27 protein-coding genes and 1 pseudogene are annotated in these 23,744 nt (G+C 70.1%); 9 read left to right on the forward strand and 19 right to left on the reverse strand.

Features of this window, described 5'->3' with window-relative positions; genetic code table 11:
* The 5 genes from J7E88_RS01145 to panB all read right to left on the reverse strand — a co-directional run bounded on the left by J7E88_RS01145 (position 1) and on the right by panB (position 5,283).
* The gene (locus J7E88_RS01145; RefSeq protein WP_215176275.1) at positions 1-618 is read right to left on the reverse strand and encodes a hypothetical protein; all 618 of its coding nucleotides are present in this window, start codon (positions 616-618) and stop codon (positions 1-3) included.
* Positions 615-1,748 (reverse strand): serine hydrolase, encoded by a 1,134-nt coding sequence (locus tag J7E88_RS01150; protein ID WP_215176276.1) that lies wholly within the window; start codon positions 1,746-1,748, stop codon positions 615-617. The genes J7E88_RS01145 and J7E88_RS01150 overlap by 4 nt, the downstream gene beginning before the upstream one ends.
* The gene (locus tag J7E88_RS01155; RefSeq protein WP_215176286.1) at positions 1,748-2,821 is read right to left on the reverse strand and encodes an alcohol dehydrogenase catalytic domain-containing protein; all 1,074 of its coding nucleotides are present in this window, start codon (positions 2,819-2,821) and stop codon (positions 1,748-1,750) included. The genes J7E88_RS01150 and J7E88_RS01155 overlap by 1 nt, the downstream gene beginning before the upstream one ends.
* Positions 2,818-4,302, reverse strand: coding sequence for an aldehyde dehydrogenase family protein (locus J7E88_RS01160; RefSeq protein WP_215176288.1), 1,485 nt, complete (start codon positions 4,300-4,302; stop codon positions 2,818-2,820). The genes J7E88_RS01155 and J7E88_RS01160 overlap by 4 nt, the downstream gene beginning before the upstream one ends.
* Before the next feature lie 132 nt (positions 4,303-4,434).
* Entirely contained in the window at positions 4,435-5,283 is an 849-nt protein-coding gene (gene panB, locus J7E88_RS01165) for a 3-methyl-2-oxobutanoate hydroxymethyltransferase (RefSeq protein ID WP_215176291.1), read from the reverse strand.
* A 1,066-nt stretch (positions 5,284-6,349) separates the two neighbouring features.
* On the opposite strand from panB, the gene J7E88_RS01170 reads away from it, so the two are divergent.
* Positions 6,350-7,543: an MFS transporter gene (locus J7E88_RS01170; RefSeq protein ID WP_308307223.1), complete on the forward strand. Its 1,194-nt coding sequence runs from the start codon at positions 6,350-6,352 to the stop codon at positions 7,541-7,543.
* A 392-nt stretch (positions 7,544-7,935) separates the two neighbouring features.
* Here the strand turns inward: J7E88_RS01170 and J7E88_RS01175 are convergent, their stop codons facing one another.
* From J7E88_RS01175 to J7E88_RS01185, 3 genes are all read right to left on the reverse strand, one after another.
* Complete coding sequence (locus J7E88_RS01175; RefSeq protein WP_215176293.1) at positions 7,936-9,360, reverse strand: flotillin family protein; 1,425 nt, start codon at positions 9,358-9,360, stop codon at positions 7,936-7,938.
* A 53-nt stretch (positions 9,361-9,413) separates the two neighbouring features.
* On the reverse strand, positions 9,414-9,920 hold the full coding sequence (locus J7E88_RS01180) for a hypothetical protein (protein ID WP_215176295.1): 507 nt from the start codon (positions 9,918-9,920) through the stop codon (positions 9,414-9,416).
* A 349-nt stretch (positions 9,921-10,269) separates the two neighbouring features.
* Positions 10,270-10,665 (reverse strand): hypothetical protein, encoded by a 396-nt coding sequence (locus tag J7E88_RS01185; protein WP_215176297.1) that lies wholly within the window; start codon positions 10,663-10,665, stop codon positions 10,270-10,272.
* Between the two features lie 189 nt (positions 10,666-10,854).
* On the opposite strand from J7E88_RS01185, the gene J7E88_RS01190 reads away from it, so the two are divergent.
* The 3 genes and pseudogenes from J7E88_RS01190 to J7E88_RS01200 form a co-directional block, all read left to right on the forward strand.
* A complete protein-coding gene (locus J7E88_RS01190; protein ID WP_215176298.1) occupies positions 10,855-11,340 on the forward strand; it encodes a TrkA C-terminal domain-containing protein in 486 nt (161 codons plus the stop codon).
* A 6-nt stretch (positions 11,341-11,346) separates the two neighbouring features.
* Positions 11,347-12,594 carry a cation:proton antiporter gene (locus tag J7E88_RS01195; RefSeq protein ID WP_215176299.1) on the forward strand — a complete coding sequence of 416 codons (1,248 nt, stop codon included), beginning with the start codon at positions 11,347-11,349 and terminating at the stop codon, positions 12,592-12,594.
* 138 nt (positions 12,595-12,732) lie between these two features.
* Positions 12,733-13,132 (forward strand): annotated as a pseudogene (locus tag J7E88_RS01200) (PucR family transcriptional regulator); the annotation flags it as partial.
* Positions 13,133-13,216: 84 nt separating this feature from the next.
* Here J7E88_RS01200 and J7E88_RS35420 read toward each other — a convergent pair.
* The 3 genes from J7E88_RS35420 to J7E88_RS01210 form a co-directional block, all read right to left on the reverse strand.
* Complete coding sequence (locus J7E88_RS35420) at positions 13,217-13,309, reverse strand: hypothetical protein (protein ID WP_251022044.1); 93 nt, start codon at positions 13,307-13,309, stop codon at positions 13,217-13,219.
* A complete protein-coding gene (locus J7E88_RS35425) occupies positions 13,282-13,581 on the reverse strand; it encodes a hypothetical protein (protein ID WP_251021985.1) in 300 nt (99 codons plus the stop codon). The genes J7E88_RS35420 and J7E88_RS35425 overlap by 28 nt, the downstream gene beginning before the upstream one ends.
* A gap of 274 nt (positions 13,582-13,855) precedes the next feature.
* Positions 13,856-14,341, reverse strand: a complete 486-nt coding sequence (locus tag J7E88_RS01210) for a hypothetical protein (RefSeq protein ID WP_215176301.1) — start codon at positions 14,339-14,341, stop codon at positions 13,856-13,858.
* Between the two features lie 188 nt (positions 14,342-14,529).
* Between J7E88_RS01210 and J7E88_RS01215 the strand changes: the two genes are divergently transcribed.
* Together J7E88_RS01215 and J7E88_RS01220 are read left to right on the forward strand one after the other, a co-directional pair.
* Complete coding sequence (locus tag J7E88_RS01215; protein WP_215176303.1) at positions 14,530-14,985, forward strand: SRPBCC family protein; 456 nt, start codon at positions 14,530-14,532, stop codon at positions 14,983-14,985.
* 14 nt (positions 14,986-14,999) lie between these two features.
* The gene (locus J7E88_RS01220; protein WP_215176305.1) at positions 15,000-15,329 is read left to right on the forward strand and encodes a TfoX/Sxy family protein; all 330 of its coding nucleotides are present in this window, start codon (positions 15,000-15,002) and stop codon (positions 15,327-15,329) included.
* Between the two features lie 422 nt (positions 15,330-15,751).
* Here J7E88_RS01220 and J7E88_RS01225 read toward each other — a convergent pair whose 3' ends face one another.
* The 3 genes from J7E88_RS01225 to J7E88_RS37255 all read right to left on the reverse strand — a co-directional run bounded on the left by J7E88_RS01225 (position 15,752) and on the right by J7E88_RS37255 (position 16,806).
* Positions 15,752-16,321 carry an SRPBCC family protein gene (locus tag J7E88_RS01225; RefSeq protein WP_215176307.1) on the reverse strand — a complete coding sequence of 190 codons (570 nt, stop codon included), beginning with the start codon at positions 16,319-16,321 and terminating at the stop codon, positions 15,752-15,754.
* 162 nt (positions 16,322-16,483) lie between these two features.
* Entirely contained in the window at positions 16,484-16,675 is a 192-nt protein-coding gene (locus J7E88_RS37250; protein WP_374196202.1) for a DUF427 domain-containing protein, read from the reverse strand.
* Positions 16,624-16,806 carry a DUF427 domain-containing protein gene (locus tag J7E88_RS37255; RefSeq protein ID WP_374196203.1) on the reverse strand — a complete coding sequence of 61 codons (183 nt, stop codon included), beginning with the start codon at positions 16,804-16,806 and terminating at the stop codon, positions 16,624-16,626. The genes J7E88_RS37250 and J7E88_RS37255 overlap by 52 nt, the downstream gene beginning before the upstream one ends.
* 425 nt (positions 16,807-17,231) lie before the next feature.
* Between J7E88_RS37255 and J7E88_RS01235 the strand changes: the two genes are divergently transcribed.
* On the forward strand, positions 17,232-17,795 hold the full coding sequence (locus J7E88_RS01235) for a GNAT family N-acetyltransferase (protein WP_215176309.1): 564 nt from the start codon (positions 17,232-17,234) through the stop codon (positions 17,793-17,795).
* 253 nt (positions 17,796-18,048) lie between these two features.
* Here the strand turns inward: J7E88_RS01235 and J7E88_RS35430 are convergent, their stop codons facing one another.
* From J7E88_RS35430 to J7E88_RS01250, 3 genes are all read right to left on the reverse strand, one after another.
* Complete coding sequence (locus tag J7E88_RS35430) at positions 18,049-18,678, reverse strand: hypothetical protein (RefSeq protein ID WP_251022156.1); 630 nt, start codon at positions 18,676-18,678, stop codon at positions 18,049-18,051.
* The gene (locus J7E88_RS01245; RefSeq protein WP_215176311.1) at positions 18,675-19,184 is read right to left on the reverse strand and encodes a hypothetical protein; all 510 of its coding nucleotides are present in this window, start codon (positions 19,182-19,184) and stop codon (positions 18,675-18,677) included. Before J7E88_RS01245 ends, J7E88_RS35430 begins: the two co-directional genes overlap by 4 nt.
* 97 nt (positions 19,185-19,281) lie before the next feature.
* Positions 19,282-19,671 carry a VOC family protein gene (locus tag J7E88_RS01250; RefSeq protein ID WP_215176313.1) on the reverse strand — a complete coding sequence of 130 codons (390 nt, stop codon included), beginning with the start codon at positions 19,669-19,671 and terminating at the stop codon, positions 19,282-19,284.
* Positions 19,672-19,775: 104 nt separating this feature from the next.
* Here J7E88_RS01250 and J7E88_RS01255 point away from each other — a divergent pair, with 104 nt between their 5' ends.
* Both J7E88_RS01255 and J7E88_RS01260 read left to right on the forward strand, forming a co-directional pair.
* Positions 19,776-20,849, forward strand: a complete 1,074-nt coding sequence (locus J7E88_RS01255; protein ID WP_215176315.1) for an Lrp/AsnC family transcriptional regulator — start codon at positions 19,776-19,778, stop codon at positions 20,847-20,849.
* Positions 20,850-20,859: 10 nt separating this feature from the next.
* The gene (locus J7E88_RS01260; protein WP_215176317.1) at positions 20,860-20,997 is read left to right on the forward strand and encodes a hypothetical protein; all 138 of its coding nucleotides are present in this window, start codon (positions 20,860-20,862) and stop codon (positions 20,995-20,997) included.
* A gap of 84 nt (positions 20,998-21,081) precedes the next feature.
* On the opposite strand, the gene J7E88_RS01265 is transcribed toward J7E88_RS01260, so the two are convergent.
* The gene (locus J7E88_RS01265) at positions 21,082-22,359 is read right to left on the reverse strand and encodes an MFS transporter (RefSeq protein ID WP_215176319.1); all 1,278 of its coding nucleotides are present in this window, start codon (positions 22,357-22,359) and stop codon (positions 21,082-21,084) included.
* The gene (locus J7E88_RS01270) at positions 22,356-23,714 is read right to left on the reverse strand and encodes a rhodanese-like domain-containing protein (RefSeq protein ID WP_215176321.1); all 1,359 of its coding nucleotides are present in this window, start codon (positions 23,712-23,714) and stop codon (positions 22,356-22,358) included. The genes J7E88_RS01265 and J7E88_RS01270 overlap by 4 nt, the downstream gene beginning before the upstream one ends.
* Positions 23,715-23,744 lie beyond the last annotated feature (30 nt).

Genomic DNA, 23,744 nt, shown 5'->3' on the forward strand with positions numbered 1-23,744 from the left:
TCACAGGAGTTCACCCAGTTTCGCCTCCACCACCGCGACAATCCTGTCGTGTACGTCCCCGGTGGTTGCGTCGGCGTCGATCCACGCCCACTGCGATGCCTGCGGCAGGGCGGCGTAGGCGGCCCGCATGCGTGTGAGGAAGGCGTGGTCGATCCATTCCTCGGGGTCTCGCGCCTTGACGCGGGCGACGGAGAGGGTCGGGTCGAGGTCCATCATCACCGTGAGGTTCGGCTCCGGCAGTCCGCGGAACATGCCCTCGATCAGCCACCGGTTACTGGCCCCCAGCGCATCGGCGGCGGCGATCTGGCAGTACGCGTAGCGGTCGGCGATGATGAGATCCGTGCCCTCGGGGGCGGATCCGAGCGAGGACATGGCCATCCACTTCACCGCGGCGGTCATGACCTTGTGGGTGTCGGGGCCGAGCATCGCGAACCGGTCGGCATAGCCGTTCTCGGCGGCGACCTGGTCGAGCCGGGCCGACAGTTGCTGAAGACTCGGATTGGGGTGGACGAACACCGAGAGGCCGCGGGCCTCGTAGGCCGACTTCAGCATCTCGATCTGTGTGCTCTTGCCGGCGCCGTCCAGGCCGATGAACGCGACGATGGGTGGCGTCTTCATCGGGTGCCCGCAGTCTGGCGCGAGTGCCTGTAGGTGAGTTCAGCGAACGCGGCCTGCAGGATTCTCGTCTGCCCGTATGAGGGCGCAGCGAACAACATGATCAGCTTTTCCTCCAGATCGATGATGAAACTGGTGCCGGCTCGACCGAGCCAGGCGACGCGGCGAGCGTTCTCCGGCCCGCAGTGTCTCGGCGAGATGCCGACGTTCAGGCTGAATCCCCAGTCGGGACCGGGGATGTAGTCGGGCCCGGTGTCATGCAACCCGACTATCTGGTCGGAGAGCAGTTCGGCTCGTGCAGCGTCGCTGAGGAAGTCGGAGTCCGCTGGCGGGATGAAGACGGCTTCGAGGAAGGTCAGGTAGTCCCGCAGACTTGCCAGTCCACCGCTGCCGGCCGACCGGAACCCTCCCGTGCGGTCGAGCCTGCTCAGCGACTCGCCGGTCGGCGGATCGGCCGGTGGCTGGAGCACCGAGTCCGTCGCGACGCCCGGTGGCAGGAAGAATCCGCTCGACGCCATGGCAAGTGGTTCGAAGAGGTGACGGCTGAAGAGCATGTCGATCGGTGTACCGAGGTAGTGCTGGATCAGCAGGCCGGCCACATCGGCCGAACGCCCGTACTCCCACTGGGTGCCCGGTGCGGATGAGAGTTCGCAGCCGAAGATCCGGCGCAGGAAGTCGATCTCGTCCGTGTCGTACCCGCGGTCGGTGTAGTCGAACGGCAGGACACCGGCGGCCCGGTACACCTGCTGCATGCGCTCGTGTTCCTTGGAGCCGGCCAGTCCGGAGGACATCGACAGCAGCTGACGCAGCGTCATCCCGGCGGGTACCGACAGTCCCCGGATGCCGGCCGCGAGCTCCGCCGCACTCATGTCGAGGCCGGGCAGGAGTCCCGCGTCGATCAGCCGCAGCACCACGGTCGCGAGCATCGGCTTGGTCATCGAATAGATGCGGACGACGCTGTCCAAGGTCACCGGAGGTCCGGCGGGCGAGTTCCGTCCGACGAATACCGTTCGCTGCTCGCCTGCCGCGATGTCGCGTATACAGGCGGCACCGCCCTGGATCCGCCCAGCGTCGATTTCAGCCGTCAGAAGGGAGTGACAATCCCGTGCCAGGTCTTCCACCATATGACGCATCAGCGGCTTTTCCTGTCCAGGTCGGGTACGAGGCTCACTCGTCCGCTCTCGTGGCGCTCGGCGGCCGCCAGCGCGTCCCCGGCGGACTCGAGCCCGTACTCGGCCAGCGGAAGCAGGGCCAGTGGCGTCGGCCGGGCCAGGAGGTCGACGGCGGCGATGAGATGCCGCCGGTCGTAGCGGATCACACTGGAGACCGTCACGCCCTTGCGCGTCAACACCCCGGGTCGGATGGACACGACATCGGTGGGCCTCGTGTTGATGATGCCCATCATCACGATCTGGCCGCCCGGACGTACCTGCGTCAAGGCGGTTTCGAATGCCTCCGGCGTGCCGGCCGCGACCACGACGACGTCGTAGAAGCCGTTGAGTGCTCCCTCCGCCGGGGGCAGGTCGTCGATCGCGCGGACTGCCGGGAACAGCTCGGCGTTCCCACGCCTTGCGGGAACGCGGTCATAAACGTCCCAGGCCGTTCCGGTCGGTGCGCCCGCGATGACCGAGAGGCCCAGCGCGCCGGCGCCGATGAGCAGGCATGGGCCTGCCAGCAGCTCGGGGCTGATCGCGTCGATGACAGCGATGCCCTGGGCCACGGCGCAGTTGGCCAGGGCCGCGAGTGCGCTGGGGACTTCGGCCGGTACCTTGACCGTGAACTGCTGAGGGTGCAGTTGGTAGTGGCTCGCGAACGCGCCACGGAAGTACGGCTGCTCAAGGCTGGAGCGGCCCCAGGAATCGTAGGCGTGCTCGCAGAGGTGAGACCGGCCCGCAAGGCACATCACGCAGCTGCCGCACACCCGGAAGTAGGAGCAGACGAGCCGGTCGCCTTCGGCGAGCCGTTCGCCCCGGGCGTCGTACAGCGCAGCGTCCCCCGAGTCGGCGACCCTCCCCACGAACTCGTGCCCAAGGACGCAGTCGTGCAAGGTCGGGTGCCCGCCACGCCAGAGGTGGACGTCACTGCCGCACACGTTCGCCCGCTCGATGGCAAGTAGCGCCCCACCTTGCCGTGGGGGCAGCAGGGGGTGCTCCCGCCGCTCCAGACCGCCACCGGTGAGCAGATTGATGGTCACACCGGTCGTCATCGCGGTCCTTCGGTCGTGGCGGGGAAGACGATCGTCTTCGAGAAAGACATGTTGCGCGCGGAGGCCAGCACGCCCTCTCGCCCGTGACCGCTGTGCCCCACGCCTCCGAAGGGGGCCAGCGGATGGTCGTACTGGGGGCCGTCATTGACGATCACGGTCCCGACCGGCAGTTTCTGGGCCAGGTTCATGGAGCGCTGGAAGTCACGAGTGAAGACGCCTACCTGGAGGCCGCCGGAGTAGAGGGCAGGCAACTCGTCGAGGAGAGCGTCTTCCATGGCGACGACGGGGGCCACAGGCGCAAGGAACTCCTCGGTGACCAACTGGGCGCCGGGGTCGACGTGGGTGATGACGGTGGGCCAGTACTGCGCACCTCGGTGCCCTCCGCCCGCCACGACGCGGGCGCCGCCCTGCACCGCCGCGCCCACTGCCGAACGCACCCGCTCCACCGCGGCCGAGTCGATGAGCGTACCGATCCGGGTGGTGCGCGCGGACGGATCGCCCACCTGCCAGGCGGCGGTCTCTCCGACGAGAAGCTGGGCGAACTCATCGACGACGCTGTCCGCGACCAGGACGCGCTTGACCCCGCGGCAGGACTGGCCGGCATTGCTGAAGGCGCCTTGTGCGGCCGCACGCGCGGCAGCCGCAAGATCGGCGTCCGCGCAGACCACCAGAGCTCCCACATCGCCCAGTTCGTAGCAGCCGGGTCGTGGTCCGGCCGCCGCGGCAACGGCCCACGCGCTCCGCTCGCTGCCGGTGAACGCCACGAAACCGATTCCGGTGTCGGCGAGCAGTGCCTGGGCCACCTCCGGGCCACCGGTCCACAGCGAGATGTACTCCGGCGGGTACCCGGATTCAAGCAGAACCTCAACCGCCAGCACGGCGCTGGCACTTGCCCGTTCCGACGGCTTGAGGACGATCGGTGTGCCCGCCAGCATCGCCGGAGCCACTTTGACGATCAGCTGGGCCAGCGGGCGGTTGTACGGAGTGATCGCCAGGACCCGACGGAAGGGCTGCGGCGTGGTCACCGCCAGCCGGTCACCATCCGGGCCGGACAGCACCGTCGAGGTGCCACCGAAGTGGGGTACCGCCTCTGCCGCCAGGCTCAGCCAGCGCACCGACCGGTCGACCTCCTTCTCGGCGTCTGTGACGGGCATGCCGATCTCGGCGGAGATGCAGGTGGCGAGGTCCACGCGTCGGGCCTCGAGCCCCTTGGCGCAGGCGTGCAGGATCCGTGAGCGATCGGCCGCGGCAAGGCCCCTCACCGGCCTTCGCTCCTGTGAAACCGTTTCCGCCGAAGCATGGCTCACAACGGCGACGAGACGGCCGTCATACGGGCTGCGCACTTCGCGGGCCAACTCACCGTACCGCCAGGCCCCGTCATGGAAGACGCCCGGCCGGACCGGCTGCGGGGCCTCGGTCGACATCGGACTGCGCCGGCCGGCCGGGGGCAGGTCGTCGGGGTCAAGGGTGACTACGGGCATTGTGTTCCTCACATCATCTGTGCGTGGCACCTCGATCTGCAGGGCCTGCCGACAGGTCTCGGACAGGGCTTCGCGAAGCAAGGTCGCGTGCCGCCACTTCGCTCGCCGGAGCCCGGTCGACGGGCCCGCCGGTCACTCGAACGTGTGCTCCGGCCCCGGGAAGGCGCCGCTGTGGACGTCGGCGCTGAGCTCCCGGACCGCACGGTCGAGGACCCCGGCCACGTCGGCGTACCGCTTCACGAACCTGAGCGGCCGACCCGTCCGAAGGCCGGCCACGTCCTGCCAGATCACGACCTGGGCGTCGCACTCGACGCCGGCGCCGATGCCGATGGTCGGAATCGGCAGCTCGGCGGTCAGCCGCTTCGCCAGGTACGCGGGGACCATTTCGAGCACCACGGCGAACGCTCCGGCTTCGGCCACGGCCCGGGCGTCGGCGAGCAGTGCGTCGGCGCCCTCGTCTCGTCCCTGGACCTTGTAGCCGCCCAGTTGGTGCTCGCTCTGCGGAGTGAAGCCGATGTGCGCCATCACGGGGATGCCCGCTCGGACGAGTCGTGAGATCTGTGGCGCCACGTCGCGGCCGCCCTCCAGCTTGACGGCCTGACAGCCGCCCTCCTTCAGGAAGCGGACGGCTGTCTTCAGTGCTTGCTTCCCGCCCGCCTCGTAGGAGCCGAAAGGCAGGTCGGCAACGACCAGAGAACGCTGTGCGGAGCGCGCCACGGCCCTCACCAGGGGCAGGAGCTCATCCACCGTCACCGGAATCGTCGTGGCGTGGCCGAACACGTTGTTGGCGGCCGAGTCCCCGACCAACAGCACTGGTACGCCCGCGGCATCGAAGATTCCGGCGGTGTACTGGTCGTAGCTGGTGAGCATGACCCAACGATGGCCAACGGCCTTTGCCGCCAGCAGGTGTGTCGTACGCACCTGGCCTTTGGCCGGCCACGCGAATGTGGGAGGGGTCTCTTCAACTGGGCTTTCAGGCATGGTACTTCCTCTGAAACGTCTCTCAGCCCGATCCGAGCAGGTGTGTCCGTTTCCCGGCGAACGTTGCCCGAGTCGGGTGCCCCTGCTACTCCAGACCATGATCGTTGATCATTTTCCGATCATAACCAAGCCATTGTTCGGCTACAACCGGCCCGCCGTCGAAGGGTTTTGGCCGACGGCAATGCCGGGAGGGGTTCAGTGGATCGGCGTACGCCCGGATGTCGGCCCCAGGCGATCGCAAGGGTATGAGGCAGAACGACTGGAGTAACGAACGAAAAGAGGCCGGCTCTGCCGTCCGGAGCCGGCATCGAGGCCGCTGATTACATCCGAGCCGCACATCGCATTGACGGTCGCATGCCCCGCTCCGGCGGAACGCTAGCAGCACTAGGGAGGCCTCCGCAATTGATTTCGAATGGAACGAGGCCGCCCGGCGCTCCCCGAGCCGGAGTGAAGAACAGAACATCACCTTCGCCGACCAAAGCGAAGCAATTCGGACATCTCCCTTGTCCTGTGACGCACGTTACTGCACGGTGCGACGGGACCTGATGCACTGTGGGCTGGAGGTTCGTGAGCAACTAGACGACACTGGAGCCGAGTTGAGAGCATCCGTCGACCAACTGGCACAACACGTGGCGGATGCCTCGGATCTCTCCGAATGAACCCATCACCAACTCTCCGAAATTACCCTTGAGATCACCTCAGAGCTCCGCCGCGATCACGCCACAGCCACTACCGTCCCGTATTCACAGAGCTTTCATTCGGCGGCCGGCCGGCGGGTCACGTCGAAATTTCCAGGGGATGTATTCGCCTCTGAAGCCGACATGGCGCCGGGTGGATGCTTTGCGGATGGATACAGCATTCCATGGCGACCCTCGATGGCCGGCTTTCTGTCTGCATCCATTTCGGTCTTTCATGTCCATGCTTCGAGAGGCAGGAACCATGGCCATGCTTCGAGAGGCAGGAACAGGGCGCAGCGCATTTCTTCGATCCATGTAGTTCAGGGGTGGCAATGGCTCGCACCGAGCTGAGCGGAAAATCGCGGCACGTCAAGACCAGGAGTACGGGGGTGTTCTGGCGCTACTGGACCGCTTCTACGGCCAGCAGTATCGGCGACGCGGTCACCACCGTCGCGCTGCCATTGGTAGCCATCGAGACGCTCCACGCCACCCCCTTCGAGGTCAGCCTCCTGCCGGCGGCCCGCTTCATCGCCTGGCTTGTGATCGGGCTGCCCGCCGGGGTCATCGTCCAGCGACTCCCCTTGCGTGGCGCCCAGATCGCCATGGACCTCATCCGGGCAGCCGCCGTGGCATGGGTACCAGTCGCCGCGCTACTGGGGATCCTCCACCTGTGGCAACTGATCGTCGTTACCCTGGTGATCGGTCTGGCCGGTGTGGTGTTCGACGTCGGCAACGCCAGCTTCCTCCCCTCGATCGTGAGCAAGGAGGAGTTGACTGCGCGCAACAGTTTGTTGTCGGGTTCCAGCGCGGTGACTCAGCTCGGCGGTCCGTCGCTCGGCGGCGTGCTCGTCCAGTTCTGCGGCGCCGCAGCCAGCCTGCTGGTCGACGCCGTCAGCTACCTCGTCTCGGCAGTCACACTGTGGACCATGCCACGCCCGAGGGAACGGCAGGCTGCCGGGGCAGCCGGATCCACCTGGTCTTTGATCAAAGAGGGATGGCGCTACGTCACCCGTCACAAGGTGATCGGACCGTGCGTCGTCGCCGCAACACTGGTGAACTTCGTCTGCGGGGCACTGATTGCCCTCACACCTGTGTTCCTGGTACGCACGCTCGGCGCTCCGGTGAGCCTGGTCGGCGTGCTCTTCGCAACCGAGGGCCTGGGCAGTCTTCTCGGCGCAGCACTGACGACCCGACTCGCCGACCGATTCGGCAGCGCCAGAGCGATCCGATGGGCAACACTCCTGTCAGCAACGGCGGTCGTGCTTCTGCCGCTGAGCTTCGCGGGGCCGGGGCTGATCCTGTTCGGCCTGGGGAACGCGACCTTCACCGTCGGCGTCGTCGTCCTGAGCATCCTCACCCGCACGCATCGACAGAGCGTGACACCGCCGGAGCTGCTCCCCCGGGTGATGGCCACCGTCCGCTTCATCTCATGGGGCGCAGTGCCGATCGGGGCCCTGGTCGCAGGTACCGTGGCCACGTGGGCAGGCGCCCGCGAGGCCCTCTGGCTGGTCAGTGCCATCGCCTTTCTGACGCCGCTGGCACTTTGGACAAGTTCGGTCCGACGACTCCGTACGCTCGCCTGACCCGCAGCCGACGTGTGTCAGCAACGGGACACCAATGAAAGCCTGCATGAGGTCTGGTCGAAGTTCGGGCCGAGGGCTGCGGACCGTCTCGGGATCCGTGGTGTGTCGATCCTCGGACGGTGCGGGTCGGCGGTGTCGACGGCGTAGTAGCGGCCCCGGACGGCATCGGTCGCCTGGAGGCCCGAGTCGTCCGACCACGCTCCGGTGAGCAGGACGGCCCCTGCCCCAGAGCGAAGCCGATTCCGAGCAGTATCCCCTCGTGGGCGAAGGGCGGAAGGTAGGGGACGGCGGCATGGGCGGCGGCGGACAACGCCACCGTGGCCAGGGCCAATTGCAGGCCCGCGTGCACCTTGAAGCTCTTTCTCACACCATCCCCCTGTCGGACTCGTGGTTCAGTCCGTGATCTCGACCGGCGCACTGGGGGCGGTCGGCGCGGGCCCGTGCGACGTGTTCTTCCGGGTGATCTGCTGGAGGAGGGCGGTGAGGTCGACTCCGGTGGTGGAGGAGAGGAGTTCCATGCCCTGGGCGACGTTGTCGGTCACGGTACGGGTCAACTGGCTCGCTCCGTCGGTGGAGATGACGGTCATCTTGTCGACGGCGGCAAGGGGTTCGGCGGCCTTGGCGACGACCTGGGGCAGGACCTCGACGAGCATCTGGAGGACGGCGGCGTCGCCGTACCGGGCAAAGGCGTCGGCCTTCTTCTGCATGGCCTCGGCCTCGGCTGCACCCCTGGCCCCGATGGCGGCGGCCTGGGCCTCGCCCTCGATGCGTACGGCCTCGGCGAGGGCCGCGCGCTGGGCCTTCTCGCCCTCACCGGTCAGCCGGGCCCGCTCGGCGGCTGCCTCGGCCTCCTTGACCAGGGCGATACGACGGGACTCGGCCTCCTGCTCGGCCTGGTAGCGGGCTGCGTCGGCAGGCTTGCGTACCTGGGTGTCGAGCTGACGGTCGGTCAGCGCGGCCTGGCGTTCGGCGACCTTCTCCTGCTCGATGAGGATGTCCTGCCGGCGGGCGGCCTCGGCGAGCGGGCCGGCCGCATTCGCCTGGGCGGCTGCTTCGTCGGTCTGTGCCTTGATCTCTGCCTGCTTCAGGTAGAGGGTCCGCTGCGCGATCGCGATCTCCTCCTCCGCCTTGAGCCGGGCCTGCTCCGCCGCCCGCCGGGCGACCGCCTCGGCGATGTCGGCCTCCTGCTTGGCGCGGGCGGCCTCGGGCCGGCCCAGGTCCTGAAGGTACGAGCCCTCGGTGGTGATGTCCTGGATCTGGAAGGCGTCCAGGACCAGACCCTGCCCGGAGAGGCTGGCCTCGGCCTCCTCGGCGACCTGCCCGGCGAACGCGGCCCGGTCTCGGATGATGTCCTCGACCGACATCCGGCCCACGATGGACCTCAGGGCGCCGGACAGCACCTCCTGGGTGAATCCGACGATGCCGTCCTGCTGCATGAGGAAACGCTGGGCCGCGGCTCGGATGGAGTCCTCGTTCCCGCCGACCTTGACGATCGCGACGCCCTCCAGGTTCGCCTTCACGCCCCGCAGGGTGACGGTGCCCCGGACGGCGACGGGGATGTGCCGGCTGGACAGGTCGAGGGTGAACTTCTGCTGCACGAAGGGGACGACGAACACACCGCCGCCGACCACGACCTTCTGGCCGCTGTTGTCCGTGTACACCCGCCCGGTGTCGGGGTCGGTGGCCTTCTTGCCCCGTCGGCCGGTGATGATGAACGCCTCGCTCGGCCCGGCGACCTTGTAGCGGGTGATGACGACGAGGCCGAGCAGGATGCCGAGTACGACGATGCCCACCACAGCGGTGAGGACAGGGCTCATGACGCACATCCCTTGAGAGTGGAGCCGAAAAATTCGATGGGGTGGAAGAGCGGTCAGCGCTCGACGGGGCGCACGACGACGGACGTGGGGGAGAGCACCGACTCGACCCAGACCTCGACGCCACGCGGAAGTGGGCCGGACGCCTTCGCCGCGTACTTCACCGGCTGCCCGCCCAGGTACAGCAGAACTTCGCCGTAGCCGTCCCCCGGAATGGCGGTGACGACCGAACCCGAAGTGCCGGTCAGGTCATCGCCCCTCGGTGCGGGCACGGCACCGTCGCGCATCAACGCCCGGCTGAACATCCATGTCAGCCAGGCCACGACGACCCCCGCGGCCATGCCCGCACCGGTGGCGACCCCCGCCCCCGTACCGGTGGTGCCGAGAACGATCGCTCCCGTGAAACCGAGCGCGGAAACGAACCCGGCGATCACCGGCAATGACAGAAACCCGTCCAGCCCCCCGCCGAGTCCGTCGAGGACGCCCTCAAGCACCCCGTCGAAGACCAGGCTCAGGACGAGAAGCACGAGCCCGCCGATGCCGAGACCGAGAAACCACGTCATGCCCCTGTCTCTTCGGCCGCTGTGCGCTGTCTGCCGCCGGGAGAATCGTTCCACCGATCCCCGCTTCGGTTCACTGCCGGAGTCCGGCAGTCTTTCGCCGAGGCCGTTGCCTTCCTGGTGCCGAGCGTCGCCCTCCTCGTCGGCCGGCGTCCCGGACGACTCCTCTGGAACCGTGCACGGAGCCATTGCTCGGAGCAGCCGGGTTTCCCTGTACGCGGCGGTGCTGATGGACGAAGTGCCGTGCCTGCTCGGTGCGTCGGGCGACGCGCGTGCCGTCTGCTCCTACGTCGCCCTCGACGTCGTCGTGGTGTGCGTCGTACTCGTGGTCCTCTACGACTCCGGTGCGCGCCTACGGCGTCAGTCGCCGGTAGGCGGCCCGGGCGTGGGCGAGCCGGGCAAGGACGGTTCCTGTGCCCGCAGCGGCCAGGAGGCAGACGAGGCGGCCGAGGTCGTACGCGGTCTCCCAGGTGAGCACGCCGATGGGGGCGGTGGCGAAGGTGTTGAGGACGAGCCAGCAGAGCAGAGCTGTTCCGGGTGCCGCGGTGAGGCGCGCTCCCGTGCTGACGAGGGCGACGATGAGGGAGAGGGCGACCAGGTCGAGAGTGGGGTCGCCCTGTTCTGCGAGGAGGTTGAAGGCGGTGACCAGGGCGAAGGCGGTGATGGCCGTGACGGCCCAGATGATCGAGGTGGCGGCCGGGGTGGGCACGGGACGGATGCCGGAGCTGATCCGCTTCCACACGAGCATGCAGAGCCTCCTTCACGCGGTTCCCGCCCTCCTGCGGTCGAACCGACTGCCGCCGTCGTCACTGTAACGGGGCGCACAAAGCATGCAGTTCGCCATGAATTGGGTGTTTCCGTCTGCCAGTAGGGTTGCCGCTGAGCAGGGACCGCGTTCCCGCCACTGCCGTTTCGCCACACAGTCTGGGGGCCTTCTGTGCCGGTTCCACGTACGAGCAGTACTCCGCTACCGGGGATCGGGGTCCGTTACGACCTCACCACGCGCGAGCACCGTCGCCTTTCGGTGATCGCGCACCGCGACGGCAGCCGGACGCTGAACGCCTACCGCAGGGACGATCCCGACGAGTGCGCGCTGTCGGCGAAGCTGACGGCAGGGGAGGCCGAGGCGCTGATCGACGCGCTGATGCCGGCGCACCACAGCTCCAGCCTGCTGTCGACCACGGACCTGGGGCTGGTCGCCGAGCGGATCGAACTCTCCGCGCAGTCCCACTGGAACGGGCGGGTGCTGGGCGAGACCCGGATGCGCACGGAGACGGGTGCGTCCATCGTCGCCGTACTTCGGCGGGCCGGGGCGATCCCGTCGCCGACGCCGGACTTCCGGCTGGCGGGCGGGGACACCCTCATCGTGATCGGCACGCGCGAAGGCGTCGAGGCCGCCGCCGCGATCCTCGGCAGGGAGTGAGCACGGGTGCACTCCTCCGCGGTCTTCCTGATCGAGTTCGGCGCGATCATCCTCGCGTTGGGGCTGCTGGGCCGGCTCGCCGGACGCTTTCGGTTCTCCCCTATACCCCTGTACCTTCTGGGCGGCCTCGCCTTCGGGGAGGGCGGGCTGCTCCCGCTCGGTGCCAGTGAGGAGTTCGTCGCCATCGGCGCCGAGATCGGCGTCATCCTGCTCCTGCTGATGCTCGGCCTGGAGTACACGGCCAGCGACCTGGTCTCCAACCTCAAGACCCAATACCCGGCCGGCCTGGTCGACTGCGTCCTCAACGCGCTGCCCGGGGCCGCGATCGCTCTGCTGCTGGGGTGGGGCCCGGTGGCCGCCGTGGTCCTGGCGGGCGTCACCTGGATCTCTTCCTCCGGCGTCATCGCCAAGGTCATGGGTGACCTCGGGCGGCTCGGCAACCGCGAGACCCCGGTCATCCTGAGCGTCCTGGTCCTCGAAGACCTGGCCATGGCCGTGTACCTGCCGATCATCACCGCGCTGCTCGCGGGGGTGAGCCTGGCCGCCGGCAGCATCACCCTGGCCATCGCCCTCGGCGTCGCCGGCCTCGTGCTGTTCGTCGCGGTCCGCTTCGGACGGGTCATCTCCCGCTTCGTCTCCAGCGACGACCCCGAGAAGCTCCTGCTCGTCGTCCTCGGCCTGACACTCCTCGTCGCCGGTATCGCCCAGCAGCTCCAGGTCTCGGCGGCCGTCGGCGCCTTCCTGGTGGGCATCGCCCTCTCAGGCGAGGTTGCCGAGGGGGCGCACAACTTGCTGAGCCCGCTGCGGGACCTGTTCGCGGCGGTGTTCTTCGTCTTCTTCGGCCTGCACACCGATCCGGCGAGCATCCCGCCCGTGATCCTGCCCGCCCTCACCCTGGCCGTGGTCACCGCCGGCACGAAGATCGCGACCGGTTACTGGGCCGCGCGGCGCGCCGGTATCTCCGCCAAGGGGCGCTGGCGGGCGGGCGGAACTCTGGTGGCGCGTGGCGAGTTCTCGATCGTCATCGCCGGCCTCGCCGTGACCGCCGGCATCGAGCCCGCCCTCGGTCCGCTCGCCACCGCGTACGTCCTGATCCTGGTCATCGTCGGGCCGCTCACCGCCCGCTACACCGAACCGATCGCCACCTGTCTCACCAGCCGCCGACGCTCTTCCGCCGACCCGGTCGTACAGGCGCAGGCACCGGCCGTCGAGACACTGGAGCCGGTGGACGACGGCACCACCGGGCGGGCGTGAGCGACGAGACCTGGGCGGCCGTCGCCGGCCGGGACACGGTGTCTTTGGTGAGGCCGGCGAACGTTCCGCGATCCGAGGGGCGCCCAGGACTCCGCGACCGTGTCGGCCTCCTCGCCGGCCGGCTGGAGTACCGGCCGGCCCGTCGGTATCGGCCACAGCTACGAAGTAGCCCTCAACGCACTCGATGTGGCCGAGCGGACGGGGTTCGACGAACCGCTGCTGCGCGGGGCGCACTTGCTCGTCTTCCCGGTCCTGTCCCGCGACACAGGCCCTGGTGGACCTGGTCCGCAGCACGCTCAGCCCGCTGGAACACGCCCGCGGCGCAGCCCGCCCACTCCTCGACACGCTCACCGCCTACTTCGACAGCGGCTGCGTCGCCGCGGAGGCGGCACGCCAACTGAAGCTGAGCGTCAGGGCACTGACCTACCGCCTGGAGCGCGTCCGCACACTGACCGGCAGCGACCCCGCCCACCGCTACACCCTTCAGGCAGCGGTCATCGGCGCGCGCCTCCTCGACTGGCCGACCAGGCCTCCGTGAAGACGGCGCATGCGTCAGGCAGGCTGGGCTTCCCGTCCGGTGCCGGCGTCCGGGTTCTCGCCGGCTGTTCGGGGTTCGGCGACGTCAGCCCGCATGGTCGGTGAGCCGCTCCGTGTCGAGGACGGTGATGCGGCCCCGTGCGAGGCGGATCAGGTGCTGGTCGGCGAGGTCGCGCAGGACCTTGGTGGTGGTCTCGCGTGAGGTGCCGGCGAGGGCGGCGATCTGCTGGGGGTGAGCGCGATCTGAGGGCTGCGGGCCGCGAGCATACGGGGCCGAGTCTCGGCGGCGAGGGTGAGCAGTGTGGTGGCGATGCGCTGCGGCACCGATTTGAACACGCTGTCGGACAGGCGCTGTTCGAGATCGGTGAGCCGTCGGCCGAGGATCTCGGTGATGCGCGCGGAGATCCGGGCGTCGGAGAGCAGGAAACGGTGCACGTCGGCGCGGCTCATGACGCAGACGGTGACGTCGTCGAGGGCTTCGGCGTTCGGAAGATGTCGACCTCGGAGATGCACCAGGTCTTCTCGGCGTCGTCGCCGGTGTGGTTCATGTGGTGGGGCTCCTCGCGTCGTCCCGGTGCCCAGGGCGGGGGCGCGGCTCCGCACGGCGGGCCGGCGAGCGTTCTCGCGCTGCTGGCCGGACAGTGGTCGTCCGGGGCGCCGAAACGGGGTTCAGCACCCCGGAGCGGTGAGCCGGGACCAGGTGTTGACGCCGGCGGGATCTGCGTCATACCGCGGTCCGTCCGGCCCGCTTGCCCGCCGTCTGCGCGATGCCGAGGAAGGTGAGTCCGGCCAGCAGGCCGAAGACGAGGTGGCCGCCGAGGCTGGAGGCGGTGACGTCGTTCCATTCGAAGACGGGCATGCCCATGTTGGCCGGCATGATCCACAGGGCGCCGAGGGCCCACCACGCCGCGCCGTAGACCAGGCCGAGGACAGCAGCGGGGGCGAGCCGCTGCGCGAGGTGACCGAACACGACACCGAAGACGGTGCCTGCCGTGAGGGCGATCGCGAGGTGGATCAGCCAGCCGGCGAAGGCGTTGGTGGAACCGAGCAGTCCGGCGACCATCGTGATCACCGCGGTGTCCATGATCGGCCGGGACACGGACATCCAGATGCCGAAGCCGATGCCGCCGACGAGTCCGGCCGCCGCGCCCCACGTGGCATGGACGGGGATCTCGGCGATCTGGGGGGATACGTGTGCGGCGGTGGCCATAATGATCACCCCGTCAGGTGGGTTCGTTCTGCCGCTTTCACCGCCGACGGTAGGACGCATGGCATGGGCAGATATGTGACCGCGCTTACCTACGCGCCGGTAGACCCGCATGTGGTCCGGTTGCCGGTGCTCGGCCGGGGTGGGTCCATGGAATCGGGCACCGGCTGGACCGGGAAATGGGGCAGCGGATGGGAATCGACGTAACCGCGGAGCGGGTGATCCCGTTGCCATGCGAGCGGGTGGCGGCGTACGCGATGGACTGGTGCCATGACGCGGAATGGACCCAGGGCATCCGTACGGCGGAGCTGACGCGCCAGGCCGAGGCGGGCGGTTTCGGGGTCGGGGCCGAGGTGACGCGGACCGCGTACTTCCTGGGCAAGCGGATCGACTACGTGCTGCGCGTAGCCGCCTACGAGCCACTGCGGCTGCTCGACATGGCGTCGGTCGCGGGCCCGATGCCCATGCATGTGACCTACACCTTCGCCCCGCACCCGGGCGGCGGCACGCTCGCCCGGATCCGCGTGCGGGGTGACGCGTCCGGCCTCTACGGGCTGGCGGCACCCCTGATGGGGCGCAAGGTGCGCTCCTCGCTGGTCAAGGACCTGCGGGACCTGGAGCGGCGGCTGAGTACGCCACAGGACTGATCACGAGGACGGTCATGACCTTCGACGAGGGACTGGCGGAACGGATCCGGGCGCACCTGGGCGCGGATCCGGCCATCGGGGAGAAGCGGATGTTCGGCGGCCTGGCGTTCCTGTACGCCGGCAACATGGCCGTGGGCGTGATCGGGGACGAGTTGATGGTCCGGGTCGGTCCCGACGCAACCGACGCCGCTCTCGCGCGGCCCGGGGCGAGGCCCTTCGACTTCACCGGCCGCCCGATGCGCGGCTGGGTCGTCGTCGGTGCGTCCGCCGTGTCCGAGGACGAGGCCCTGGCCGACTGGATCGACCAAGGTCGCGCGTTCGCAGCCGGCCTGCCACCCAAGTGACGAGCAGAGGCGGTAACGGGATGGGTCACAGCGGCCGTCGGCGCGTCTGGGCGGCTCCTGAAGATTCCACCCGCAACCGCCGAGGCGTGCGGAGCGGCGCTCGGATCAGGCGTCGCGAGGATGTCCTTTCCACGATCAGCAAGGCGTACCCAAGGACGCTGTCCGCCACGGCTGCCCGGGCCGCGCGGAACACCACCATCAGCAGTGCCGCGCCCACGACGGCCGCCGTGCCACGAGATCCGGAGCGCTCACGGGGTGCGGAGATCACGGCGTACCACCCCTGGATCGCCACCACGACGGGCGGATGTACGGGCGGCACGCAGCAGCAGTCCCGCACAGAGCAGGGTCAGGGCGTCCTGGAGCAGGGCGAACCAGCTCAGCCGCAGCCGACGCGGCTGTCGGCCCGCGTATCCGACATCGGCTCAGCGCAGCGTCGTGCGCCTCTCTGCCTCTTGCTTGACCGACGCCAGGGAGGCGGCGACCGTCTGTTCCCAGCGTGCGGCCACCAGATGACCCCAGCGTTCCCCGAGCGCCCACAGGTCCGTGCCCATTTCTCCCTCGTACACCAGACGCGTACCCGCCCCGGACGAGGTGAGGGTGAACGACTCCACGACGTGGGGCACCGGTCCGCGCACCAGCCGGAAATCCACCCGCTCGGGCCGGGTGAAGCGCACGGTCTCCACCGTCACCGCCGTCAGCCTCCCGCCCGCGACCGGTGTGGAGTGGGCGGCGAGCACCATGTCGCTGCCGCGCTCCAGCACCCGGATCCTCTCCCGCATCGCCCGGGTGGCCCGCCCGAGGTAGGGCTGCGCGATCACGTCGAAGACCGCTTCCCGAGGGGCCCGGATGTCGACGACCTGGGGACCCAGAAGGCGGGTCCTACGGCCGACGCCCACATCCAGGGGCAGCGCCCCGCTGACCAGCCCGAGGTACCCGGCCGCAGCGCCGCCGCCCATCGCGGCCACGGCCATCAGCTTCGTCCGCCATGTCATCTCCGAGTCCCTCTCCGGTGCGCTGATCCTGCCGTCCAGGAGTGACGCTACGGCCGACCCGCCCGGAGATCGGTGAGCGCGCTCACGTTGCGCGACCGGCGGCCACGACGCAAGGCGTCGTTGCCCTGCGGCACTTCCGGCGCCGCTGACCAGCGACCGCTCTCACAGGCTGCTCGGACCGCTCTCCCGCACCGTCTCGGGAGTGCCCTCGACCCGCACCCCCTGCCAGAACGCCACATGGCCCTTGATCTTCCGGGCGAACGGGCTGGGTTTCGGGTAGTACCAGGCGGCGTCCGGATTGGTCAGCCCCCGACCTCCAGGCTGTAGTAACGGGCGACGCCCTTCCAGAAGCACAATGACCTGGTCCGGGTTTCGGTGAAGTACTCCCCGTGCAGCGATTCCGGCGGGAAGTAGTGGTTGCCCTCCACCACCACCGTGCGCGGCGCTTCCGCGATCACCGTGCCATTCCACACAGCCCGCATCATGACCCTCGCCCACCTTCCTTCAGTCGCGCTGCTCCTACTTCTCAAGCTACGTACGAGCTGCTGCCCGCTTCGGTGACCGCGCTCACGTTGCGCGGGGCCCGCCGTCCAGCGGAGGAGAGGCAATGGAGCTGACCGTGAACCACCGTGCTCCGGCTCCCCGGAACCGCCGGGGTGGGGCGGCTGGTCGGCTCGGCTTGTCCTGGTCGGCGTCGGCGCGCGAGCGGAGGTTCACGCCGTGGGCGAGGAGCGCCCCACCTCGGCCGCCGACTCCGGCCTGTGATCGCGTGAGGGGCTCGTACGGTTGGTCTGATCCAGGACGTGCGCGCCGGGCGGTTCCCAGGCGCGGCCGCGCCGTGCCGAGTGCGGCCGGGTCCGTGTCGGCTGGAACCCGCCGCCCCCGGTCAGGGCCGTCGTAGCGTCGTGCCATGACCACTGTCGACGAAACGGTTTACCGGATCCGCGCCGCCCGTCCCGAGGACACCGAGGCAATCGCGGGCGTCGACGGCTCCTTCACCACCAGCACCGTGTTCCAAGTGGCCGTCTCCGACGAGGGGTTCGCGTTCCGGGAGGTCCCTGTGGACCCGCCACTGACCAAGGTCTTCCCCGAGGACGAGTCCGACGACGGCGACGAGGACGGCGAGGAGTCCGGCAGCCGTACCTTCGTCGCCGTCGGCGCCGACAATGAGGTGGCGGGCTTCGCCGCCGTCTCCTACTCCCCGTGGAACCGCCGCCTCACCATCGAGGACATCGAGGTCGCCCCTGACCACCGGGGCCGTGGCGTCGGCCGCGCGCTGATGGGACACGCCGTCGAATTCGCCCGCGAGTGCGGCGCCGGGCACATTTGGCTTGAGGTCACCAACGTCAACGCCGCGGCCATCCACGCCTACCGGCGGATGGGCTTCGCCTTCTGCGGACTGGACACGGCCCTCTACCACGGCACCGAATCCGAGGGCGAGCAGGCGATCTACATGAGCATGCCCTGCCCCTGAGCGGACAGCAGGCGGCAGGTGGGGGCGGACCCGTCGCCCGGCGCGACCGTCACGGTCAGCAACAAGGCCGGGTCCCCGGCCGGTTCTGTCGGCGGCGCGTGCCACTCCACGCGTGCGTCCAGCAGCCGGTCGCCGGCCAAGCCGGCCTCTACCTGTGGTCACTGCTCGCGCTCGGCCTCGGCGTCCTCCAGGCGCTCGCGGGCGCCGGCCGGATCCAGGCCGCCATCGGCGCCGAGGCGCACCCTGGCGGGCGTCACCACCCGACCCGTGGGACCGTACGGATAGGCGGCGCCGATGTCACCACCCTGCCAGTGGGGCAGCTACGGCGCGAGATCGTGCTCGTGACCCAGAAGCAGCACGTATTCACCGGCACGGTACGGGACAACCTGACGCCGGCACACGGCGGCGACGGCGAGGAGGCCCTGCCGGACGAGCGGTTTGAGGACGTGCTCTCAACCGTAGTGGTGTTGCCCTGGATCCACGGGTGCTCGACGCGATGGTCGACATACCGGTCGCCGGTGACGAACCGAGTACCGGTCATGCGGGCCAGGTCCAGGATGCGCTCGTCGGCGTCGGGTACCTCCTCGACCAGACCTTCGGCGACCCACCGGCGCAGCCGCAGCACCTCCTGCGGATCGGCGAACTCCCGGTGAGCGCCCAGCAGATGGGTGTCGGCGACGAGGTGGACGGAGACGTCGGGGTCACGGGACAGTTCCCTCAGTGCGCGCAGCACCAGATCGAGGCGGCTCAGCGACCGGGACGCCCGCGGGCCGATGGACCTCTGACGGACGATGTTGGAGAGCTCCACGAGGTAGTCGGCGTGTTCCGCCGAGCCGATCGGGTTCGGCGGGGGCGGGACGTGCCGCAGGCTCGGCGCCCTCACCGGCCTCGGCCCGGCAACGGTCGCGGCGGCGGGGAGCCGAGCGAGCGTTCCGCAGAGGGCTCCGCAGATGCCCGGCCGTGGCGGACCAGCACGGTGACCGTGGCCGCCAGGAAGACGGACTGCATGGCCGTCCGGGGGCCGAGCCGGTCCCACCAGGGCACGTCGCCGCCGGCGGCGTACACATTGGCGGGGAACATCACGATCAGCATCGCACTGAGCACGGCGGCCGAGCCCCGGGCGGTCCGCGACCACAGCAGCCCGAGCGCGCAGGCGAGTTCGGCGATGCCGGTCAGTGTGACGAGCAGGCCCGGGGCCGGCAGGGCCGGCGGCACCATGGCGACCATCTCCTCGCGCATCCCGACGAAGTGGGCGCCCGCGGTGAGCGTGAACATGGCCGCCAGGCCGCCCCGCAGGGCGGCGGTCGGCCGACGGAGCCGTACGGCCCCGAGCGCCCCGGCGAGCAGCAGCAGGCCTGTGACGGCGACGAGTGTGACGAGCGGTTCCATGTCCGGACCTTCCTGCCGTGATGGATGTCGTGACGTGTCGTGACGGATCTCTTGGGTATACGGGGGCGGGCCGGCGGGGTGCTCCCGCGCCTGCCGGTCAGGCGGAGTCGCCGGCCACGGCCGCGGCCGACCTGCGGACGGTGTCCGGGTCGATGCACTGGATCTGCACGACGACCCCGTCCGGGTCGGTGACGCGGACGCTGCGGCCGAAGTTCTCCTCGACCAACTCGTACGGGTAGCCGTTGCGTTCGAGCCGCTGCGCGACCTCCTCCAGCGGCTGGTCCGTCGCGAAGCCCAGTTCGGTGGCGCCGGGTGGCAGACCCTGCGAGACGGCGGCGGCGTGGAGGCCGACGGCGCCCGCGGCGGCGGTCAGCCGGACCCAGACGGCCGCGCCCGGCTCCTGCCGGACGGCGAGCCCCAGCCCGGAGTAGAAGTCCCGGGACGCCTCGACGTCGGCCACGTACCTGATGGGAAGAACGGTCAACATGGTCTGCCTTTCTGTGGTGGTCGCCGCCAGCGTCCTGCCCGGTACTCCCCTGCGCGCTGTAATGTCGCCGGGATGGACGCGACCGGACTTCGGAGGGGGAGCTGGTGACGCAATCCGTCACGCTCGACGCGCTGGACCGCCGTCTGATCCATGCCCTCCAGATCGACGGGCGCGCCTCGTTCAGCGGGATCGCCACCGTGCTCGGGGCCCCGGAGCGCACCGTCGCGCGCCGCTACCACCGGCTGCGGTCGGCCCTGGTGGCCCGGGTGGTGGGGCTCGTCGACAGCCGGCGGATCGGCATGCTCGACTGGTTCGTCCGCATCGACTGCGCGCCGGACGCCGTTGAGGCGCTGACCGCCGCCCTCGCGCAGCGGGACGACACCTCGTGGATTGCCCCGCTCGCCGGCGGGACGCGGCTGACCTGCATGGTCCGCACCCCGGCCGCGGGGCCGGCCGCGGGATCGGACGGTGGTCGCCCGCTCTTCGACCACCTGCTCCGGACCCCGGGAATACGAGACGTCGAGGCGAGCTGCGTGCTGCGTCCGGTCGCCGGGGTCGGCGGCTGGGCAGGCCGGACCAGCGCGCTGGACGCGTCCGAACAGGCGGCTCTTGTCGGCCCCGTGCCGGAGTCACCGGACGGCCCGGAAGTCCTTGCGGAGGCGTCCGGCTGGGGCGAGGCGGAGGCGCGGCTGGCGGGCGAACTGGCCCTGGACGGCCGGGCGGACGTGGCGCAGCTGGCCACCGTCACCGGGTGGTCGGCCTCGACCGTGCGCCGCCGCGTCGCCTGGCTGCGGGCCGCCGGGGTGCTGCACTTCGAGGTGGACGTGAGCCCGTCCCACTTCGGCTTCCCGGTGGAGGCGCTGCTGTGGCTGGAGGTGGCGCCGGCTCAGCTGGGCGAGGTGACGGAGGCGCTGTCACGGCATGCCGCAGTCGCCTTCGCCGCCGTCACGACGGGCCGGGCGTCGGTCTTCGCCATGGTCCAGTGCCGTGACACCGGTGCCCTGTACGACTACCTGGCCGGCGAGTTGGCCGCGCTGCCCGGCATCGGTCGGGTGGAGACCGCCCTTGTCCAGCGCCGCGCCAAGCGGGCGGGCCCGCTCCTCCTGCCGGCTGTGGGGGAACGCGCTCGACGATTCCCACCACGATCGACAGCCCACCGAGTCGGCCACATGAGTTGACGGCGCGCTTGTGCTGCTCACCTGTCAGGTCCGGTGGGAGGCGTTGCCGGACGACCCGGGGCGGATGCCGGGCGTGGTGGAGGAGATCCTGGGCACGGCGCGCGCCCCGGCACAGGCGCCCGACTACGGGCCCGCAGCCATGTGCTGACAGGTGGTCTCGTCACTCTGCCGGTCACCTGGTCACCGGAGGCGGGGACGCCGGCCGGGGATGGGTTTCGTACATGCGTACCGGTCACCTGGTCACCGGAGGCGGGGACGCCGGCCGGGGATGGGTTTCGTACATGCGTACCGCGACGAGCAGACCGGAGGCGGCGGTGAGGGCGGCGACGGCCCAGATGGCGGCAGTCAGGCCGTATGCGTCGGCGAGGATGCCGGCGAGCAGGGCGCCGACGGCGAAGCCGCCGTCACGCCACAGCCGGTAGACACCGACAGCCCGGGCGCGCCAGGCGGGGTGGGCGACGTCGCCGATGACGGCGAGCAGGGTGGGGTAGACCAGGGCGGTGCCGATGCCGAGCAGTGCCTGGGCGGCGGCCCAGACACCGAAGGTGGTGCCGAGGGCGACGAGGGCGATGGCGGCGGCCTGGAGCAGCATGCCCGCGGTGATGAGGTGTTTGCGGCCGATCCGGTCGGACCACCAGCCGGTGAGCAGCTGGCCCGCGCCCCAGACGGCCGGATAGATGGCGGCCAGGACGCCGATCCGGCCGATGGACAGGCCGTGGGTGGCGAAGAGCAGGGGGAAGATGCCCCAGGCGAGGGCGTCGTTGAGGTTGTTGACCATGCCGGCCTGGCTGGCGGCGGACAGGGCTCTGTCGGTGAGGCTCGTCCGCTTGGCGATCTGCCCGGTGGTCAACCGGGTCACGGCCACGTCCTGTACGGGGTGGAGCGCGGCTTCTGCGCGGGCGTGGTCGCGGGTTTCGCGTACCACGAGGACCGACAGCCCAAGGCCGAGTGCGGCGTAGGCGGCACCGAGCAGGAAGGGTTCGGGGCGCAGGCCCGCGTGGGCGGCGATGGCGCCGGTTGCCATGGCGGTGGCGGCGACCGCGACGTATCCGGCGGCTTCGTTGAGGCCCATGGCCAGCCCGCGGCGTGCGGGCCCGGCGAGGTCGATTTTCATGATGACGGTGGTGGACCAGGTCAGGCCCTGGGAGGTGCCGAGCAGGATGTTCGCGGCGATGATCCAGCCCCAGGTGGGTCCCCAGGCGAGCATGGCCGGGACCGGGAGGGCGAGCAGCCAGCCGCCGATCAGGACGGGTTTGCGGCCGTAGCGGTCGGAGAGGGTGCCGGCGAAGAAGTTGGTGACGGCCTTGGTGGCGCCGAAGGCCAGGATGTACGTCAGGGCGGCGGTATAGGCATCGAGGCCGAAGACCTGATCGGCCAGCGGGGACAGGACGGTGCGCTCCTGGCCGAGCATGCCGCCGACCAGGGCGTTGACGGCGACGAGCAGCGTGAACTGGGCGAGGTTGGCGCGCAGTCCGAGCCGGATGTCTCCTTGGGAGGCGGTGGCGGTCACGCGCCCGCCTGAAGGGGGCGGCCGGTGGCTTCCGCCCAGTCCGCGGGGCCGCCGACCATGACCGCGAAGCCACGGTGTCCGGCGCGCTGCAGCAGGCTGGCGGCGGTCATGGCGCGTTCGCCGTGCCCGCAGTGCACAACCGCGCCGGCCGGGGCGTCGTCGGCACGGGCGGTCAGCTCGCCGAGCTCGATGCCGATCGCTCCGGGGATGTGACCCGCGGTGTGCTCGGTGCGTTGCCGGACGTCGAGGACCGGGCGGTCGGCCATGCGGGCGGCGGTGACGAGTTCGATCGTCTCCTGGTCCCCGCCGTTGGCGGCCCACCCACTCATGGACACGTGCCCTGCGAGTCGTTCGTAACCGATCTTCAGGGCCTGCCAGGTGAGTTCTGCCAGATCCTGGCCGGGCGCGGTGACGAAGACCAGCGGGCTGTCGTCGGGCAGCAGCCAGCCCAGCCAGGTGGCGAACTGGTTGCGCAGCGGGACGGAGACGGCGCCGGGGATGTGCCCGGCGGCGAAGTCCGCGACCGGACGCACATCGACCAGCTGTGCACCCTGGCCGAGCAGCCGACGTACCTCGGCCGTGGTGAGCGGGGTGAGCCCCGGGGCGGAGCCGAGGACGGCGGGACCCCGCCGGTTGGTTTCTGCGAGGCGGTCGAAATAGGCGGGGTAGGAGCCGAGGCTGCCCAGGAGCTGCCGTACGAAGGAGTCCTCGTCCGGCGCGGCGAGCAGCGGGTTGGCCCGCTTCTCGGCGCCGATGCTGGTGGTGCGCTCGGCGCCGGGCGGGGCCGAGCAGAAGGAGCCCGCCCCGTGGGTCGGCCACACGGCCACCTGGTCGGGCAGTTCGGCCAGGCGTCGCAGGGACTGATACTGCGCGCGGGCGAGGTCCTCGGCGCAGTCGGCGCCGAGCAGGTCGGTGCGGGCGGCGGAGCCGACGATCAGTGAGCCGCCGGTGAAGACGCCCAGCTCGCGGGTGCCGTCCAGGAGCAGGAAGGACAGGTGCTCGTCGGTGTGTCCGGGGGTGGCCAGCACCCGCAGAGTCAGCCCACCCAGGTCGACCTCGTCTCCGTCGCCCAGGCCGTGGTGCCGGAAGGTCCGGTGCCCGGCGGCGGAGGCCAGCACCTCGGCTCCCTCGTCATGCGCGAGCTGCACCGCTCCGGAGAGGAAGTCGGCATGAAGGTGGGTGTCGGCGGCGAAGGCCACCGTGAGCCCGTGCCGTTGGGCGGCGGTACGCAGGGCGCGCAGGTCCCGGCTCGCGTCCACGGCCAGCGCCCGGCCGTCGCCCAGGTCGATCAGGTAGGCACTGTTGCCCAGCCCCTCGTCGACGAGCGGTGTCAGGTGATCGTCCGCGAAGCCCATCAGGTCCTCCAGTTGCCACGGCAGGGGACG

Origin of the sequence: Streptomyces sp. ISL-10 (assembly GCF_018614575.1) — a bacterium.
GTDB lineage: Bacteria > Actinomycetota > Actinomycetes > Streptomycetales > Streptomycetaceae > Streptomyces.

Coding starts and splice junctions, on each gene's coding strand:
- J7E88_RS01215 (WP_215176303.1), top strand. CDS start 14,530: ATGGGAATCGACGTAACCGCGGAGCGGGTGATCCCGTTGCCATGCGAG.
- J7E88_RS01270 (WP_215176321.1), bottom strand. CDS start 23,714: ATGGGCTTCGCGGACGATCACCTGACACCGCTCGTCGACGAGGGGCTG.
- J7E88_RS01175 (WP_215176293.1), bottom strand. CDS start 9,360: ATGAGCCCTGTCCTCACCGCTGTGGTGGGCATCGTCGTACTCGGCATC.
- J7E88_RS01220 (WP_215176305.1), top strand. CDS start 15,000: ATGACCTTCGACGAGGGACTGGCGGAACGGATCCGGGCGCACCTGGGC.
- J7E88_RS01245 (WP_215176311.1), bottom strand. CDS start 19,184: ATGGAACCGCTCGTCACACTCGTCGCCGTCACAGGCCTGCTGCTGCTC.
- J7E88_RS01145 (WP_215176275.1), bottom strand. CDS start 618: ATGAAGACGCCACCCATCGTCGCGTTCATCGGCCTGGACGGCGCCGGC.
- J7E88_RS01225 (WP_215176307.1), bottom strand. CDS start 16,321: ATGACATGGCGGACGAAGCTGATGGCCGTGGCCGCGATGGGCGGCGGC.
- J7E88_RS01250 (WP_215176313.1), bottom strand. CDS start 19,671: ATGTTGACCGTTCTTCCCATCAGGTACGTGGCCGACGTCGAGGCGTCC.
- J7E88_RS35425 (WP_251021985.1), bottom strand. CDS start 13,581: ATGAGCCGCGCCGACGTGCACCGTTTCCTGCTCTCCGACGCCCGGATC.
- J7E88_RS01235 (WP_215176309.1), top strand. CDS start 17,232: ATGACCACTGTCGACGAAACGGTTTACCGGATCCGCGCCGCCCGTCCC.
- J7E88_RS01210 (WP_215176301.1), bottom strand. CDS start 14,341: ATGGCCACCGCCGCACACGTATCCCCCCAGATCGCCGAGATCCCCGTC.
- J7E88_RS01150 (WP_215176276.1), bottom strand. CDS start 1,748: ATGCGTCATATGGTGGAAGACCTGGCACGGGATTGTCACTCCCTTCTG.
- J7E88_RS01185 (WP_215176297.1), bottom strand. CDS start 10,665: ATGCTCGTGTGGAAGCGGATCAGCTCCGGCATCCGTCCCGTGCCCACC.
- panB (WP_215176291.1), bottom strand. CDS start 5,283: ATGCCTGAAAGCCCAGTTGAAGAGACCCCTCCCACATTCGCGTGGCCG.
- J7E88_RS01160 (WP_215176288.1), bottom strand. CDS start 4,302: ATGCCCGTAGTCACCCTTGACCCCGACGACCTGCCCCCGGCCGGCCGG.
- J7E88_RS01180 (WP_215176295.1), bottom strand. CDS start 9,920: ATGACGTGGTTTCTCGGTCTCGGCATCGGCGGGCTCGTGCTTCTCGTC.
- J7E88_RS01155 (WP_215176286.1), bottom strand. CDS start 2,821: ATGACGACCGGTGTGACCATCAATCTGCTCACCGGTGGCGGTCTGGAG.
- J7E88_RS37255 (WP_374196203.1), bottom strand. CDS start 16,806: ATGATGCGGGCTGTGTGGAATGGCACGGTGATCGCGGAAGCGCCGCGC.